Here is a 17,417-nt window from a genome sequence, read left to right on the forward strand (position 1 = left end):
ATTGCGTAGCAGGATCAAACCAAATGGCAATATTTCCGCGACTCATGAGTGCTCGGTTATATGCGGGCCAATTGGTTGTGCGGTAGATTTTGTGTGTAGGCTTCTTCATTTGAAAATTATATCGCTAAAAAAGCCTTTACAGATAGGTTTGTGCAACAAAGCCCTTTTAGAGTCGTTAAAAGAATTAGAGATTTTAACTAAAGACCCAGAGATTTCTATTATTGTTGAAACATATCAGGATTTTAATTTCGTATATGTACTTACTTTAGGTATGATAGGTTTAGTTGTAGATCGAGATAACTTTAAAGGCGATGAATCTAATTTTAATGATTTAAAAGAAATACTGAATATATCGGCACCTACTAAAAATGTGAAAATTGCCAATAAAAAATTATATGAAATTTTTGTTGGGACGGTTGAGTTAGGGATTAAATTAAAATTATTTATTTTATTAAAAGCAAAATAAAAAAGCAGCCTAAGCTGCTTTTTAAATCACTTATCTTTTGGCTCAGGCGGTGTTAACCCAAACTGCAAATACGCCATATTGGTAGCAATACGACCACGCGCAGTTCGCATGACATAACCTTGCTGAATCAAATAAGGCTCAATCACATCTTCAAGCGTGCCTGAGTCTTCCGCCATGGCTGCAGCTAAAGCTTCAACACCTGCAGGACCACCATCGAAACGCTCAAGCAGCATCGACAAATAACGACGGTCAAGCGTATCTAAACCATCTTTGTCAACTTTCAGCATATCAAGCGCACGTTGTGCCATGTCTTGGGTCACTTCGCCTGTGCCTTTGACCTGTGCATAGTCACGCACACGACGTAATAAACGATTAGCAATACGTGGTGTACCACGAGAGCGGCGAGCAACTTCAAGCGCACCTTCGTCGGTCATAGGCACATCCATCAAACTCGCTGAACGTTTCACAATATGGGTTAAGTCTTCAACTGAATAGAACTCTAGACGCTGCACAATCCCGAAACGGTCACGCAGCGGAGAGGTAAGCAAACCTGCACGTGTGGTAGCAGCCACCAACGTAAATGGCGGTAAATCCAGTTTAATCGAACGTGCCGCAGGACCTTCACCAATCATGATGTCGAGTTGGTAATCTTCCATCGCCGGGTAAAGAATTTCTTCAATGACGGGTGAAAGACGATGAATTTCATCAATAAATAAAACATCACCTTCCTCTAAGTTGGTCAGCATGGCTGCCAAGTCACCCGCACGCTCTAAAACTGGACCAGAAGTCGACTTTAAGTTACCGCCCATTTCACGTGCGATAATATTGGCCAGCGTGGTCTTGCCCAGACCGGGAGGACCAAAGATCAGGGTATGATCAAGGGCTTCTTCACGGCCACGGGCTGCACCGATAAAGATTTCCATTTGCTCACGAACCACTGGCTGACCAATGTAGTCATCGAGGGAGGTTGGGCGAATCGCACGATCAAACTGATCTTCGGGTTTTTCAGAACCACTGATGAGACGGTCTTGCATATCTAATAACTTAATCTCTTTATTGAAGCTGTTTGATGCTGCGGAAACAGCCTCAAATAATGATTTGTGTTTAGCTGCCATTGTGTAGGCGTTGTTTTACTTTTGAAAGATCAAAAGTAACAAAAATCTTTTGTTGAGTTGAGGGTACGTCCTGTACCCCAACTCAACTGGCGACATCCATGTCGCTAGTCAAGTATTGAAAATAGGAGAATAAACAAACTTATTTAACATTAAGTCATTTTCCTATTATTTATTCATCGACTTTAATGCCGCACGGATAATATCACTGGCTTCAGTAAAATCACCTTTGGCTGCATTAACCAGTTTTTGGGCTTCCAGAGGTTTGTAACCCAATGACTGTAATGCAGCTTCCGCTTCTGCCACTGCAGAATTGCCAGTAAATTGAATTTGCTCAGTGGTAGAGTTGCTTGGTGCTGTACCTGAAGTCATGGCTTTAAAACGGTCACGCAATTCAATCATCAGGCGTTCTGCGGTTTTTTTACCTACACCCGGCACTTTCACCAGTGTATTCACATCTTCATGTTCAACGGTATGAATCAGCATTTCTACACTCAGGGTAGACAGAATGCCAAGCGCCATTTTAGGGCCAACGCCGTTCACCTTTAATAAGGTGCGGAAAATAGTTTTTTCCTGTGCATTAATAAAGCCATAAAGTAACTGGGCATCTTCACGCACGGCCAAATGTGTCCAAAGGGTAATTTTCTGGCCTTTTTGCAACTGGCAAAAAGTGGTCAGTGGCGTATCAATTTCATAACCGATACCATTTACATTCAACAAAACAGTCGGTGCTTCCAGCGCCAGCACTTCACCAATCAGACATCCAATCATTTTTTATAAATACTCAATTTCAATACGGGCATAGTAGTCAGCATTCGGTCTAAAGGCAAAATACTGCAAATCAAAAAGTTGCGATTTGTCGAGATTATCAGCAAATCGTATAGATTATTAAATTAATCCAGCTTTATTGCCATGCAGTTCCTGAGCCAGGTTATAAGCCTGATGATCCGAAAACTTGGAAATAATATCCAGTACCTGCATGATATTGTCATAATGATCTGCATGGAACTGCGCACCTGAACGGTTCAGAATCGCCATCAGGCGCTGTTCCTTGAAGCTCAAATTTTTATGAGGTGTGGTCAAGGGAATAAAGGCATCTAGAATGGTTTGCAGACTCTGATGGGCAATAATTTCCAGACCGGCTTTTTGCGGATGTTCAAAGATTTTGTCTCTCGCCAGTTCTTTGGCCCGGTTAATCCCAATCTCTATGTCTGAACTGCAATAACCTAGCAATGAGCCTTTTAGCTGGCCCATCAGAATTTCCTGCTGGTGATGGGCAAATGACGTCGTGACTTCAGCTACCAGACGTTTCATTACCCGGCCACGCAGGGCAGCAATTTTTTGCTGCCAGGTTGTATCCGGCATCCCGATCTCGGATGGTGTTCCATAATCCCCTAACAAGTTTAAAAATACTGGTTCTACTTCGGCATAGCTGAGCATATTCAGACTGATGCCATCTTCCAGATCAATCAGGGCATAACAGATATCATCGGCAGCTTCGAGCAGATAGGTTAGGGGATGACGACAGTAGCGATATTCACCCAGCTGTATCAGTCCAAGCTGTCCAGCAATTTCTTTTAAAATCTCTTTTTCAGATTGATAACAACCAAATTTCGGACGGTGGCTGGCTGGCGTATTGCCAGTAGGATCGATGGTCTGAGAGAGCCATGGATATTTCAAGTAAGCACCTAAAGTGGCATAGGTCAGACGCATACCGCCATCGTTAGGATGATAGTCAATCTTGGTCAGCAGGCGCAGACCTTGCGCATTACCCTCAAACTGACGAACATCGGCTTCCTGTTCCGGGCTTAAGTTTTTCAGGAAATCAGTATGAGATGCATCATCAAACCATTCACGAATAGCGTATTCACCGGCATGGCCAAAAGGCGGATTACCAATATCATGTGCCAGACAGGCAGCCTGAATGATGGCGCCGACATCGGCAGGAGAAATCCAGGGAGGTAACTGATCCTTGATTTTTTCCGCAGCCAGCATACCTAGGGAACGCCCAATACAGGACACTTCCAGTGAATGGGTTAAACGGGTATGAATGCCATCATGCTGGGTCAGAGGGTGGACCTGAGTTTTACGATTTAGCTGGCGAAAACTTTGCGAAAAAATAATACGATCATAGTCTTTATGGAACGGGCTGCGCGCCAGTTCAGAACTTTGCTTTTTGCTGCCAATACGGACAGTGGAGAGTAATTCCAGCCAACGCATTTGAGTCATTTATCATTATTCAATCAATTCTTTAATGCATAATGCCAAAAATGGAGCTAAAAATATATGGAGTTGCGACATAAGTTGCCGTCTTAAAGTGAGATAAGGGTAAAGAGTGTTTAAAAGATGATTTTAATATTAAGATACTTCAATAGACGAAAAGAAATATTTATTTTCAAATAAAGGGAGTTTTTTTAAGGTATTCGGCACACTGAAGCGAATAAGAAGGTTTAATTCTAGATAAATTTGTTGTTGAAAAATAATACAATTTTGCGACTAAAAATAAAACTTTAACGGTTTTGATTTTTCTGCAAGAAAATGTGTTAATCTAATCGACTACATTAAATTTTTTTAACTGAAAATAAAAGTATTATTTTAAAAATCCTGACAGTTTAGCGATCAGATTTATTAATTCCTCACTAGCTGATTCCAGTATTTCACAGTAGAATATGCGCTCTCTCAAGTCACATTGTGGCATGGTTCACAAGACCATCCCGTGGAGCCAAAATCAGCATGTTTATCGTTGCCGGTGCACCTGCACATTCTTCTTTTAAGAAAACTCAACTACTTTCGCGTTTGTCGTCAATTAGTTCTGTTCAATCACTAGAAAGTCAATTTGTTTATCTTTTTGACCAAGCGCTCAACGAGCAACAACAGCAATCCGCTTTACAGCTTCTCAACGATGGTCAATCATTTGAACTGCACCAGGCTGCAAATGATGAAATCCAGATTTTAGTCACACCACGTGTCGGCACGATTTCGCCGTGGTCCTCGAAAGCGACAGATATTTTCAAGAATTGTAATACACCGGTTCATCGTCTTGAGCGCGGTGTTTTATTTACGCTGAAGGGTGTAAAAGAGCTTTCTACAGAAGCATTACAGGTCTTGCATGACCGCATGACTGAAAGCGTATTTAATGCAATTGAAGATGCGGCTGCACTATTCATCGAAACTGCGCCAAAACCTTTGAACTCGATTGATATTCTGGGTCAAGGAAAAGAAGCACTGGTAAAAGCCAATAACGAGTTTGGTTTTGCACTGTCTGATCAGGAAATTGATTACCTGACAGAAGCGTTCACTAAACTGGGCCGTAACCCGAATGACATCGAACTGATGATGTTTGCTCAGGCAAACTCTGAACACTGCCGTCATAAAATCTTTGGTTCTGAATGGACCATTGATGGTGAAGTTCAGCCATTATCATTGTTCCAGATGATCAAAAATACCTATAAAGAATCACCAACAGACGTATTGTCAGCATATAAAGACAACGCATCGGTGATTGTTGGTTTTGATACTCAGCGTTTCTACCCAACGCAAGAAGAAAACGGTCAACACGTTTATAAATACAAGAGTCAGGCTGCTCACATCCTGATGAAAGTGGAAACCCACAACCACCCAACCGCGATTGCACCATTTGCCGGTGCAGCGACAGGTTCAGGCGGCGAAATCCGTGATGAAGGTGCAACAGGTCGTGGTGGTAAGCCAAAAGCTGGTTTAACTGGTTTCACCGTATCTAACCTGAATATTCCTGGCTTTGAACAGCCTTGGGAAGAAAACTACGGCAAACCATCACGTATGGCATCTCCACTTCAAATCATGATTGAAGGTCCATTGGGTGGTGCCGCGTTCAACAATGAATTTGGTCGTCCTGCATTAAATGGTTACTTCCGTACTTTTGAACAAAATGTAAATGGCGAAGTCAAAGGTTTCCATAAGCCAATCATGATTGCCGGTGGCTACGGTAACATCCGTTCAGACCATGTTGAAAAAGATGCAATCCAGCCAGGTGATCTTCTGATTGTTCTTGGTGGTCCTGCGATGCTGATTGGTCTTGGCGGTGGTGCAGCGTCTTCTGTAGACAGCGGTAAACTTGGTGAAAACCTGGACTTTGCTTCGGTACAACGTGAAAACCCGGAAATGGAACGCCGTTGTCAGGAAGTGATTGATACTTGCTGGCGCATGGAAGATCACAACCCGATCGTTTCAGTACACGATGTAGGTGCGGGTGGTATTTCAAATGCAATGCCTGAACTTGTGAACGATCACGAGCTTGGTGCGGTACTTGATCTGCGTAAGATTCCATCGCTTGAGCCAGGTATGTCTCCAATGGAAATCTGGTCAAACGAAGCACAAGAACGTTATGTGCTTGCGATCCGTCCGTCTTCATTAGAATTATTTGAATCAATCTGTGCACGTGAACGTTGTCCGTTTGCAGTATTGGGTGAAGCGACTGAAGCGCGTCATTTAACTGTTGAAGATCCATTGTTCGGCAACAAGCCTGTGGATATGCCAATGCAGGTAATGCTTGGCGGTACACCGCGTATGAGCCGCTCATACGAAACAGCTGAACGCAAAGGCGACGACTTCGATGCGTCTAAAGTGACTGATCTTAAAGATGCGATTTATCGCGTGATCAAGAACCCGACGGTGGCATCTAAATCGTTCCTGATCACCATTGGTGACCGCTCGATTACCGGTATGGTGGCACGTGACCAGATGGTTGGCCCATGGCAGGTTCCTGTAGCAGACGCTGCCGTAACGACTACCAGCCTTGTAGGTTTCACTGGTGAAGCGATGGCAATGGGTGAACGTCCACCAGTTGCATTGTTAAACCCAGCGGCTTCTGCACGTTTATCAGTTGCTGAATCGATCTCGAACATCATGTCTGCGAAGATTGATCAGATCAGCGACATCAAACTGTCTGCAAACTGGATGGCGGCTGCAGGTCAACCAGGCGAAGACCAAGCCTTGTTTGAAGGCGTAAAAGCCATCGGTATGGAAATGTGTCCTGCACTGGGTATCGCAATTCCAGTCGGTAAAGACTCATTGTCTATGCGTACCACTTGGAATGACGAAGGTGAAGACAAATCTGTGACTTCTCCAATGTCAGGCGTGATCACTGCATTTGCACCAGTGACAGATGTTCGCAAAACATTGACACCTGAACTGAAAAATATTGATTCTGTACTGGTTCGTATTGATCTGTCTAAAGGTCAGTTCCGTCTAGGTGGTTCAATCCTGGCTCAGGTGTATAAAGCCATCGGTTCTGTGACTCCAGATGTCGACAGCTTCGATGACTTCAAAGCATTCTTTGCTCTGGTTCAAGACTGGAACAACCGTGGCTTAATCAAGGCGTACCATGACATCGGTGACGGTGGCTTAATCGCAACTGTTGCGGAAATGATGTTCGCTTCACGTCTAGGCGTAGCACTTGAAGAACAATCAGTTGCAGGTCTATTTGCTGAAGAAATTGGTGCAGTGCTTCAAATCGCGAAAGCAGATTGGGAAGCGTTACAAGCTGAAGTTGCAGCATCTACATTAAAAGATGCTATCAGCGTAGTTGGTACTGTGAACAATACAGACCAATTATCTGTAAATGGTCTTGTGCTTGAACGTAGCAATTTGCAAGTAGCTTGGACTGAAGTTTCTCACCAAATCCAACGTTTACGTGACAACGTAGAAACTGCGGATCAGGAATTTGCATTAGTTACAGACAAAGCGCACAAAGGTTTGATTGCTCAACCGACATTCGACCTGAATGAGCAAATCGAAGCACCGTTCATTAACTCACGTCGTCCAAGCATGGCTATTCTGCGTGAGCAAGGTGTCAACGGTCATGTCGAAATGGCAGCTGCGTTCGACAAAGTTGGTTTTAGTACAGTTGACGTACACATGAGCGACCTGCTGGCAGGTCGTATCAGCCTTGATGATTTCGAAGGTCTGGTGACGTGTGGTGGCTTCTCTTATGGTGACGTATTGGGTGCAGGCGGAGGCTGGGCAAAATCAGTACTGTTTAACCAGCAACTGCGTGACCAGTTTGAGAAATTCTTCAACCGCCAGGAAACCTTCTCTTTAGGTATTTGTAACGGTTGTCAGATGTTGTCTCAATTGGCTCCATTGATTCCAGGTGCGGATGCATGGCCTCGTTTCCATCGCAACAAGTCAGAAGTATTTGAAGCGCGTAGCGTAAACGTTCGTGTAGAGAAATCTCATTCTGTATTGCTTGAAGGTATGGAAGGCTCAATCCTGCCAATCGCTGTGGCTCATGGTGAAGGTCGTGTGGTTGCATCAGCTGAAAGCATTACTGCGTTGAATGCCAATAACCAGGTAATCATGCGTTATGTAGATAGCCAGGGTAATGCAACTGAGCAATATCCACTGAACCCGAACGGTTCGCCTGAAGGTATCTCTGGTGTGACCTCTAAAGATGGTCGTGCAACGATCCTAATGCCACACCCTGAGCGTAACTTCCGTGCAATCCAGCATTCTTGGAAACCAGAAGACTGGGATCAGGATGGTGCTTGGTTACGTATGTTCCGTAATGCTCGTAAATTTATTGGTTAATCAAATCAGTGAGTTGAGAAAGCCACCGGAAGGTGGCTTTTTTTATTTGCCAAAACTCGTTTTGTATAATTTTCATATGTCAGTTGAATTTAGCTGAATTGTATTATGAATTTAGAGGTAGAGTTTATTACAGCTTTATTTGATGCATAAAATAATTATAAAAATAATGACAGTGTTTATATTCACGTTTTTAGCAGGTTGTGAGTGGGATATGTGGGGAGTGAACTTTCATCGAATCGATACGGCAAAAAAATAGGATAGTTGCCAAAGCTCAGCGCAAGCAGTATTAATGGTAGATAAAACTGACACGATTCATGTGAGAAGATTAAATTTTGAAGTCGCACGAGCAATCTCTTACATATATGATATATTTCCTCTAGAAAATCATGTTTCATCGAATGTTGTGAAAAGTATGAGGACAATCACAACCAATACTAAACAACGCTTTCACGAAAAATTAGAATTTTCTAAAGCATTGGATGGTACTTTGATGATAATGCCGCGAGGTGATTATTGTAATTAATAGTTTTTAAAAACAATAACTAAAATTTATCATATGGAAAAATAGTAATTTATTCAGTAAGATGTAGATATTCAGCCACCCATTTGATGGTTTTTGCTTTTTCAGTATTTTGAAATATTTTTTAATCTCTCACTGAACTGGTTTGGATTTTGCTTTTATATAGGTATAGAGGTGATATTGTGTAATTTATGCACAATATATATGCACTTTAAAGCAAAGATGATATAGATCATTTCAGTATCAACACTCATGTATGAGGTGATGACATGGCTAAAACACTCAGAATAATAGATAGAACGGAACTACGTCAGAAAGGTTGGTGGTTATTTGGTTTTATTGTTGGTTTACAGGTGCTATTTTTGCTAGGCAGTTATTTGCTACAGGGTTCTTGATCATCAGATTTAATAAAAGCCACCGAGAGGTGGTTTTTTTCATTTTTGATTTTATGTGTGTATTACTTTTAATGAAGCGTCTTGGTTACTTTGAAGAATGAGAAATATATTCCGTAAAGTAACTAAAATCCTTTGTTAGCCTGATGGGCATCTATGTCCTACGAGTTGACGAGTGGCATCTATGCCGTAGGGTATTTTTAAAATAATGAGATATTAGGGAAAAGATGTATAATCTTAATGATCGACAACTATAATTCTTTTACCACTAATAAAGAAAAACCACCCGAAGGTGGCTCTTTATCTCTAAACAGTTAATTGAATCTGTTTCAACACCGCCTTCAGTGTATTCACAAAATCAAACTGATCATTGGTACTGTCCTGATAACGCCATGCGACATAACCATCCGGACGAACCAGAATTGCACCAGAGTCATGAATTTCAGACTTGGCATTCCAGGTGCCATACACATCGCGGTAGTCACGTGAACCGATTTGAATTACATCCAAATAAGGTAAGTTCAGTGATTCGGTCGCCTGTTTCCAGCCTTTACCCGATAAACCAGTCAGCAGGGTAAAACGACCTTTACCGGTAATATCCAGAGTGGACTGCTTTTGACCATTGGTATTAACCAGCCAGGTATGTGGCACTTTAGCACCCGGACGTGTTGTTGCTTGCAGATAAAGCTGCTGATCACGCTCAAATCTTTCAGGCTCAGCTTCACTAATGACTGCATTAGAGGTATAGCGCTGATTTAACTCTACACTTTGCGCATTAAACTCATAGTTTTTAACTGCCAATGCTTTAAACAGCTTTTGACGGATTTCAGCACCTTGCTCATCTTCAGCAAAGATACGTTCCAGCATTTGTTTTTGTGTCGTCACGCCTTGATCAAAACCAAAGACTTCTTTCAGGTATTTATAGTCAAAACGTGACTGGTTCGCACGCGACACGATCTGTTTGCCCACAGGTGCACGTTCAATTGTATAGGAATCCAGCAAGGAAGGCGCAGCCCAGCCCTTGACTGCATAAGCCAGTTTCCAGCCCAGGTTAAAGGCATCCTGCATACAGGTATTTGAACCTAAACCACTGGATGGTGGATGACGATGCACTGCATCTCCGCCATAGAATACACGGCCTTTGGAATATTCGGTTGCCCAGGTCTGGTTCACATACCAGTAAGACAGTTTTTGAATTTCGACATCTTCTACTTCAGCACCAACAAATGTATTGAGACGTGCCCGAACCTGTTCTTCAGTGACTTGTGGCTCACCTTTGGAAATGTAAAAGCCCCAGCCTATAATCCATTCATTCCATGGTGTAATGGCACGCAGTAAGCCCATACCAAGATCACCAACTCGCTTCCGGATTGACAATCCATTGCAGGATGGCAGGGCGGTGCTGCACATATTTAGTCAAATCAGCCTTAAAGGTCACATACACTGTACCGGCACGGGCCATGACACCTTCCAATGGCAAACCAAGTTGTTCCAGTACGCGTGACTTGGCACCATCCATACCGACCAGATATTTCGCTCTTAAGCTAAATTCAGTATTGGTAATCCGGTTCAGGAAAGTTGCTGTGACGCCATCTCCATCCTGTACATGAGAGAGATATTCAGTATTAAAGTTATAAATGGCGCCACGTTCACCAGCATTCTTCACCAGTAAAGCTTCCATTTTTGGCTGAATCAGATCAACCAGTGGGCATGGGCTGCCTTTGATATAGTCACCATGACGTTCATCACCGGTACCCCAGGCACTCATGCGGGCAATTTCTTCGCCAACCAGGCTGGTAGTAATCAGGCTTTCACCCATTTGTTCCCAAGGTGTAGCAATTTCTTTGACCTGTTCTTCAACTCCTAAATCACGTAATACCTCCATGGCACGTTGGTTAGTAATATGTGCGCGTGGACTCTTGGCCAGCCAGCTAAACTGGGTAAACAGTTGTACCTTGATACCATAATTGGCCAAAGCCAAACCCAATGTTGAACCTGCAGGACCGGTACCAATGATCAAATCATCGGTGTCATAATGCTGTGTCATACAAGACTCCATATATATGCGTGAAGAACAAGCCATCTATATGGTCATGCAGTCTAGTAAAACAGGATCTGTTCATATACCGATATTCATATAAACTATCGACCTATTCTTATTTGCAATGCGCGGGTCATAATCTTAAGATGCTGACCTGATCAGAAACCGGGCAGCTTATGGAACTTCGACATTTACGCTATTTTATGACTGTGGCGCAGCAACAAAGTTTTACCAAGGCTGCCGAAAAGCTGTTTACCGCTCAACCGTCATTAAGCCAGTAAATTAAGGATCTGGAATAGGAAGTTGGGGTGAACCTGTTTGATCGTTCATCCAGAAAAGTCAAACTTACCGATGAAGGGCGGGCTTTTCAGATCTACGCGGAAAAAGCACTAGAAAATGCCAAGCTGGCAGTGGCAGCAGCACGCCAGGTCGCACAGCAGAAAAATAATCAGATTCATATTAGCTTTCTGAATGTTGCAGAAATCAAGGTGATGCCTCAGATTCTGGCGCAGCTTAAAAAAATCATGCCTGACTTAAAAATTCACTTACATAGCCTGACCTGTATGGAGCAGATTCAGCGGCTAAAAAATGCTGAACTGGATTTATGTATTACCCGTTTTCATCTGGATCATCCAGATTTTGACAATATTCATTTATTGACCGAACAGATTTACTTGCTAGCTGCTCAGCATTTGCATCCTACAGATCGAATCCTGAAATTACAGGAACTGAAAAATCACAATATAATTATGTGTGAGCAGAATGCTTCACCCGTGTTTTATGAAAAGCTGGATCAGCTGCTTGGTATTGATCAGCTCGAACATGAACAGCTACTGTGGGTGACCAATGTGTTGCAACACATTAATCTGACCAATATGGGGATGGGTTTTAGTTTTGCTCCTGAGTATTTACTGAGATTTTTGAATGATCATGTGAAAATCATCCAGACGGATCAGGTGCTCCCAAAACTAGGCTTGTATGCAACATTTAACAAGAATTCTCAAAATCCTGCATTGAAGATAATTACCCAAGCCCTTAAAAATACAATAAATATCTGAATTTCAGGAAAGAATATATGTTAAAGCTGATTTATTACGTACCGGACGAAAATCTGGAAGACACTAAAAATGCAGTCTTTGCAGCAGGAGGCGGTGGCATTGGGGAATATACCAATTGCGCTTGGCAGGTTTTAGGAACCGGACAGTTTAAGCCGCAAGAAGGTGCAGATCCTCATATTGGTGAAGTCGGTAAAATGGAACAGGTAGAGGAATGGCGGGTAGAAATTCTGGTGCCAGATGAAAAGGCAGTTGAAGTCGCTAAAGCCTTAAAAGAAAGCCATCCTTATGAAGAGCCGGCTTTTGAGTTTATCCAGCTGCTGGATATCAAAGTCTAAACTCAAAGTATTATTCATATCATATTCATTACGGCGTGTTCATCCTGGCGCGCCGTCAGTCTACATTTGAAAAACAGTCAAACTGGTTTTGTTATTATAAAATTTGCCATAGCACTCCAGATAAAAAATACAATAAGGAAAATAACAATGCAGTGGCCAAAACCGCTGAGCAGAATGCTCAAAAATACGCTTAGTAAATCCATTCAATACAGTGCAGAAATTCTGCATAGTCGTATTCCCTATTCCAATGATAATCCTTATCTGGATGGTATATTTGCCCCGCAACGGCAGGAGCATTTCTCTACTCAACTCATGGTAGAAGGACAGATTCCGGCAGAACTCGATGGTGCACTAATGCGGATTGGCCCAAATCCAATTCTGGTCAAAAATCCCAGAAATTATCATTGGTTCACTGGCGATGGCATGATTCATGCCTTGAGACTGAAAGGCGGTAGGGCACATTGGTATAAAAGCAGTTACGTCGGAGTTGCCAGCGTGCAGAAGAAACTTCACCGACCACTGATTCCAGGCAAAACGCGAGGTGTTGCTGATGCCGTGAATACCAATGTCATTAACTTTGCTGGAAAAATCTGGGCTTTAGTTGAAGCGGGTGCTTATCCAGTTGAAGTCAATAGTAAGCTGGAATCCGAACGACATCATCTTTTTAAAAATGAAGAGGATTTACCATTCACAGCTCATCCGCATGTTGATCCAGAAACAGGAGATATTCATGCAGTTTGCTATGATGCCTTGAGCCAAAATAAAGTTTTTTATCTGCATATAGATTCGCATGGTAAATTGAAACACCAGGTCGAGATTCCAGTGAAACATGGACCAATGATCCATGATTGTGCCATTACTAAATCTCAGGTACTGATTCTGGATCTGAATGTAAATTTCTCGGTTCGCAGTGCTTTAAAAGGTTCAATGCTGCCTTATCAATGGAATCCAAAACGGCAGGCACGTATAGGTGTATTACCTTTTGGTGGCAAAGTCACTGACATGTGCTGGTATGAGATTGATCCCTGTTTTATTTTTCATACCGTGAATGCCTATGATCTGAATACTGGCGATATAGTGATGGATGCAGTAGTGCACTCCAAAGCATTGATCCGCTCGATTCAGGGACCGATCGAAGATCAGGATATACGACTAGAGCGCTTTATTTTTGAACAAGGAACGGGAAAAGTGACACGTACCGTATTATCAAATATCAAGCAGGAATTTCCACGGATTAATGAAGCATTTATTGGGCGACAGTATCGTTATATCTATAGTATTTCTTTTGGTGAATTTGACGATCCTTCCCATGTCAGCAGCAATACGGTGAGGTGTTTTAATTTAAGAACCAGAACCACAGAAAGTTACTCCTTTGGAGAAAACTGGATTACTGGTGAGGCAGTCTTTGTCGCACGGGAAAATGCTCAGGCTGAAAATGATGGCTGGCTAATGTCTTATATCCATGCTTTAGATTGTAGCCCCTCGAAAGTTGTAATTCTGGATGCCCAGCATATTACAGAAGGACCCATTGCAACGATTCATTTACCAGTTCGGGTACCGGTTGGATTTCATTGTAATTGGATTGATTATCGGAAATTAAGAGCGAACTATTCTTAAAAAATGATTTAGCATCGACTTGTATTTGCTCTAAATAGATTTCTTCCTTTTCGCCATCCGCGTATCAAATATTATTTCTTTTCAAAATAGTAGTGAATTTACATTGAGGTGACATGGATGTTGTCACCCGCTAGACAGAAGGTTCAAGGATGAACCTTCTGTCTGGCAATGGCTTTGGTTACTTTGGCCTGTCAAAGTAACGAAAATGCCTACGCGTATATCAGTTGATTTAAGAGAACAGTCGAGGCCGTGATATTCATTCAATAAACGTACTTAAATCTTCTGAATAAACAACTCACGATCAAAACGGTACTGCGGGAAGAATACCCCATCTTTAGCACGTTCACCTGCACCAATCACCATGACCGGATACTGCTCGTCATTTAATTCCAGAATTTCACGAACCATGGGCTCATCGAAGCCTTCCATCATACAGCTATCAAAACCATAAGCGCGTAAAGCTAAAACCAAATTTTCACAAGCCAGCGCCGTGGTTTTAGTCGCCCATAGTTTTGCATCAGCGGGGCTGAAAGCAGAAACCGGCATCTGCTTATCCAGAGTACGGGCTACTTTGAAAGCGACTTTCTTAAAGTTACCAAAGGCATTCAGATAACCTGTCTTGTAGTTATAGGGAATGTACTTATAGTACTTTTTGATTGCTGGAGGCGCCTCAGGAAATGGAAACTCACTAATATTCAGTTTCGCCATTTCATCAATGCGGTCAGTACGTGCAATACAAACAATCAGTTCAGAAGCCGTTTTAGCGGCCAGTTGGTTCATGCAGGCTTTCACCAGATGCTTTTTCTTGGATGGGTTCTGCACAACATAAAATGTCCATGGCTGCAGATTTGATGAATTTGGTGCCAGTAATGCCAGATCCAGACAGGCATCCAGTACCTCAGCAGGGATTGGTTTTTTGGTAAATTTACGCACTGAACGGCGGCTTTCAATGACCTTGCGAAAATTCTCTACATCAATATCCTGTGGTGCCGGCTCGTAATAACGCGTCTTGTCAGGATTTGAACTATCAGTTGTTTGAGAAGTCGTTTGGGAGTTTTCATTTGTCATAAGCTGGATTCTTTCAAAAATATAAAAGATTGAGGCAGTCTAAACTGCCTCAATTAAAAGATAAGTTTCAGAATTAGTTGAATTGTGTGAAATCAGGTTTCCGTTTTTGTATAAAGGCCTGAACTGCTTCCATCATTTCAGGTGAGCCTACACGCTTCATAAAGATTTCTGCCTCATCATCAATGCATTCAATAATTTCAGCCAGATTATGCTTCATTAGTGCTTTGGTCTGCTTAATAGAAGCCAAGGGTAAAGCGGCAAGAGTTTGAGCCTGTTTTTGTGCAGCTGCATACACATCTTCTTCGATGCTATTGATCAAACCTGCACTTAAGGCTTTTTCACTATTAAATCTTTGAGCTGTCAGGAGCAGTTCAGCAGCTTTGTGATAGCCAGCCTGTTGTACCAGCAGTTTGCTTGATGCACCTTCAGGAGACAGGCCAAGGCTGACAAATGGAATCTGGAACAGGGCCGTATTGTCGCTATACACCAGATCGGCGTGCAGGAGAATCGTTACCCCGATGCCAATGGCAACACCACGCACTGCAGCGATCAAAGGCTTGGAGAATTTTGCAGCAGACTTGAGCAGGACAAATGGCGGTGTATCACCGGCTTTACCCTGTAAAGGCGTCTGGATGAACTTCATAAAGTCCTGCATGTCATTGCCGGCACTAAAGTCCGCATCCTGACCACGCAAAATCACCACACGCACGCTACTATCCTGATCCGCTTCATCCAGAGCCTGAGCAATCCATAAGTAAAGCTCGCCATAGAGCGCATTTTTCGCTTCAGGACGGTGAATGGCTAAGGTCAGTATGCCATTGTCTAAATTCGCATTTAAATGCTGATGCGGTTGTTGAATACAGCTCAGTGTCATCGTACTATCCTTGCTTTATTAATATGAATTTATTGGCGCTTATTATGTCGTAAAAATTTCCTTACGACATAACTGATGCGTTCATAAAAGTAAGATGTGCTATGAAATATAAATTTGATTATCTGGTTTTTATTGGTCGCTTCCAGCCTTTTCATCTGGCACATATGCAAACCATTAAAATTGCTTTGCAGCAAAGCCAGCAGGTGATTCTGGCTTTAGGATCAGCGCAGCAGGAACGTAATATTAAAAACCCATTTCTAGCCTCTGAACGTGAAGAAATGATCCTGTCGAATTTTTCCGAAGCAGATCAAAAGCGTATTAAATTCGTACATGTCATTGATGTCTATAATGATGAAAAATGGCAAAAACTGGTAAAATTACTGGTTGCCGGAGTGGCAGAGCTAAATGCCAAAGTTGGTCTGATTGGACATTTTAAAGATGAGTCCTCTTATTATTTAAGGCTGTTCCCAGAATGGGAAATGGTGGAACTAGACAGTCTAGTTGGTGCCATTTCAGCAACACCATTACGGGAAGCCTATTATCGTGGTGACATTATGGAATCAGCATTTCCTTTAGGAACCAGCGAGTTTTTACATAAGTTTAAAAATACTGAGACTTATCAACAATTGGCACACAAGTTTAAAACGAATGATAAAACGAATCTGAGCTAAAACTGTTTTAAGGTGAGGAGTTCATTTGATTGTTAGGAAGCAACACAATGAATCTTATCATAAAAAATATAGCCTATGCAGGATGCCTTGCAGTAGTAAGTATATCAGCAGCCTACGCCAGCTGGAGCTTGACGCCTAAAAGTAGTGTGGGTTTTAGTATTAATTCATTGGGTTTGACTGTCGTAAAGGGAAGTTTTCAGCAATTCCAGGCCTCGATGCAGTTTGATCCTCAAAAACCACAACAGGCTTCAACTGAATTTACCATGCAGGTGGATAGCTTGCAGCTGTCCAAGCCAAGTCTAAAAAATATGATTATGGGTGAGGATCTGTTTGATGCTTCACGTTATAAAACTGTGAGTTTTAAAAGTACCCAGTTTAAACCAAATGGTACGAATCGCTATCAGGTATTGGGTAATTTGACTTTACGGGGTGTGACGCGTCCAGTGGTTTTTGATACCACGCTAACACCAAATAAAACCAACCCGAATTTACTTGATGTTAGTTCGAAAACAGTGATCAACCGTTCAGATTTTGGTATGAAAAAAGCCACAGCTGGTGTAGGTGAAAAGGTCAATATTCATCTGATCGGGCAGTGGAAAGCCTCATAATTTAGCTGTTCATTTCTTTGAATGTGGCAGAGCAGTCTAAATTGGAATGGGATAATTTAAATGTTGCTCTGCCTGTTCTAGAATAGTT

General features: G+C 42.3%; 12 protein-coding genes and 3 pseudogenes. 8 read left to right on the forward strand and 7 right to left on the reverse strand.

From position 1 onward, the window contains the following. Positions 1-109 (reverse strand): annotated as a pseudogene (locus tag C3420_RS10250) (IS5/IS1182 family transposase); the annotation flags it as partial. On the opposite strand from C3420_RS10250, the gene C3420_RS10255 reads away from it, so the two are divergent. Then, positions 110-466, forward strand: a complete 357-nt coding sequence (locus C3420_RS10255) for a hypothetical protein (protein ID WP_228152963.1) — start codon at positions 110-112, stop codon at positions 464-466. It abuts the pseudogene before it with no gap. 26 nt (positions 467-492) lie between these two features. Here the strand turns inward: C3420_RS10255 and ruvB are convergent, their stop codons facing one another. The 3 genes from ruvB to C3420_RS10270 form a co-directional block, all read right to left on the reverse strand. Continuing rightward, positions 493-1,500 (reverse strand): Holliday junction branch migration DNA helicase RuvB, encoded by a 1,008-nt coding sequence (gene ruvB, locus C3420_RS10260; RefSeq protein ID WP_008303702.1) that lies wholly within the window; start codon positions 1,498-1,500, stop codon positions 493-495. A gap of 246 nt (positions 1,501-1,746) precedes the next feature. Beyond that, positions 1,747-2,349, reverse strand: a complete 603-nt coding sequence (gene ruvA, locus C3420_RS10265) for a Holliday junction branch migration protein RuvA (protein ID WP_076753875.1) — start codon at positions 2,347-2,349, stop codon at positions 1,747-1,749. A 117-nt stretch (positions 2,350-2,466) separates the two neighbouring features. After that, on the reverse strand, positions 2,467-3,807 hold the full coding sequence (locus C3420_RS10270; protein ID WP_076753873.1) for a deoxyguanosinetriphosphate triphosphohydrolase: 1,341 nt from the start codon (positions 3,805-3,807) through the stop codon (positions 2,467-2,469). A 504-nt stretch (positions 3,808-4,311) separates the two neighbouring features. Between C3420_RS10270 and purL the strand changes: the two genes are divergently transcribed. After that, positions 4,312-8,145, forward strand: coding sequence for a phosphoribosylformylglycinamidine synthase (gene purL, locus C3420_RS10275; RefSeq protein ID WP_076753872.1), 3,834 nt, complete (start codon positions 4,312-4,314; stop codon positions 8,143-8,145). A gap of 789 nt (positions 8,146-8,934) precedes the next feature. Next, the gene (locus C3420_RS17805; RefSeq protein WP_265733426.1) at positions 8,935-9,060 is read left to right on the forward strand and encodes a KGW motif small protein; all 126 of its coding nucleotides are present in this window, start codon (positions 8,935-8,937) and stop codon (positions 9,058-9,060) included. Positions 9,061-9,363: 303 nt separating this feature from the next. Here the strand turns inward: C3420_RS17805 and C3420_RS10285 are convergent. Then, positions 9,364-11,104 (reverse strand): annotated as a pseudogene (locus C3420_RS10285) (FAD-dependent monooxygenase). Positions 11,105-11,274: 170 nt separating this feature from the next. On the opposite strand from C3420_RS10285, the pseudogene C3420_RS10290 reads away from it, so the two are divergent. From C3420_RS10290 to C3420_RS10300, 3 genes and pseudogenes are all read left to right on the forward strand, one after another. Then, positions 11,275-12,156: pseudogene (locus tag C3420_RS10290) on the forward strand (LysR substrate-binding domain-containing protein). Between the two features lie 17 nt (positions 12,157-12,173). After that, positions 12,174-12,491 (forward strand): NGG1p interacting factor NIF3, encoded by a 318-nt coding sequence (locus C3420_RS10295; protein ID WP_103800252.1) that lies wholly within the window; start codon positions 12,174-12,176, stop codon positions 12,489-12,491. A 147-nt stretch (positions 12,492-12,638) separates the two neighbouring features. Further along, complete coding sequence (locus C3420_RS10300; RefSeq protein WP_103800253.1) at positions 12,639-14,108, forward strand: carotenoid oxygenase family protein; 1,470 nt, start codon at positions 12,639-12,641, stop codon at positions 14,106-14,108. Between the two features lie 273 nt (positions 14,109-14,381). Here C3420_RS10300 and C3420_RS10305 read toward each other — a convergent pair whose 3' ends face one another. Both C3420_RS10305 and C3420_RS10310 read right to left on the reverse strand, forming a co-directional pair. Beyond that, positions 14,382-15,176: a nitroreductase family protein gene (locus tag C3420_RS10305; protein ID WP_103800254.1), complete on the reverse strand. Its 795-nt coding sequence runs from the start codon at positions 15,174-15,176 to the stop codon at positions 14,382-14,384. Positions 15,177-15,249: 73 nt separating this feature from the next. Continuing rightward, a complete protein-coding gene (locus tag C3420_RS10310) occupies positions 15,250-16,050 on the reverse strand; it encodes an enoyl-CoA hydratase (RefSeq protein WP_103800255.1) in 801 nt (266 codons plus the stop codon). Positions 16,051-16,151: 101 nt separating this feature from the next. On the opposite strand from C3420_RS10310, the gene C3420_RS10315 reads away from it, so the two are divergent. Then, positions 16,152-16,721 carry a nicotinate-nicotinamide nucleotide adenylyltransferase gene (locus C3420_RS10315; RefSeq protein ID WP_005222785.1) on the forward strand — a complete coding sequence of 190 codons (570 nt, stop codon included), beginning with the start codon at positions 16,152-16,154 and terminating at the stop codon, positions 16,719-16,721. 47 nt (positions 16,722-16,768) lie between these two features. Beyond that, positions 16,769-17,329 carry a YceI family protein gene (locus C3420_RS10320; protein WP_103800256.1) on the forward strand — a complete coding sequence of 187 codons (561 nt, stop codon included), beginning with the start codon at positions 16,769-16,771 and terminating at the stop codon, positions 17,327-17,329. Positions 17,330-17,417: the final 88 nt, after the last annotated feature.

It is taken from the genome of Acinetobacter sp. ACNIH3 (genome assembly GCF_002918965.1).
Taxonomy (GTDB): domain Bacteria; phylum Pseudomonadota; class Gammaproteobacteria; order Pseudomonadales; family Moraxellaceae; genus Acinetobacter; species Acinetobacter schindleri.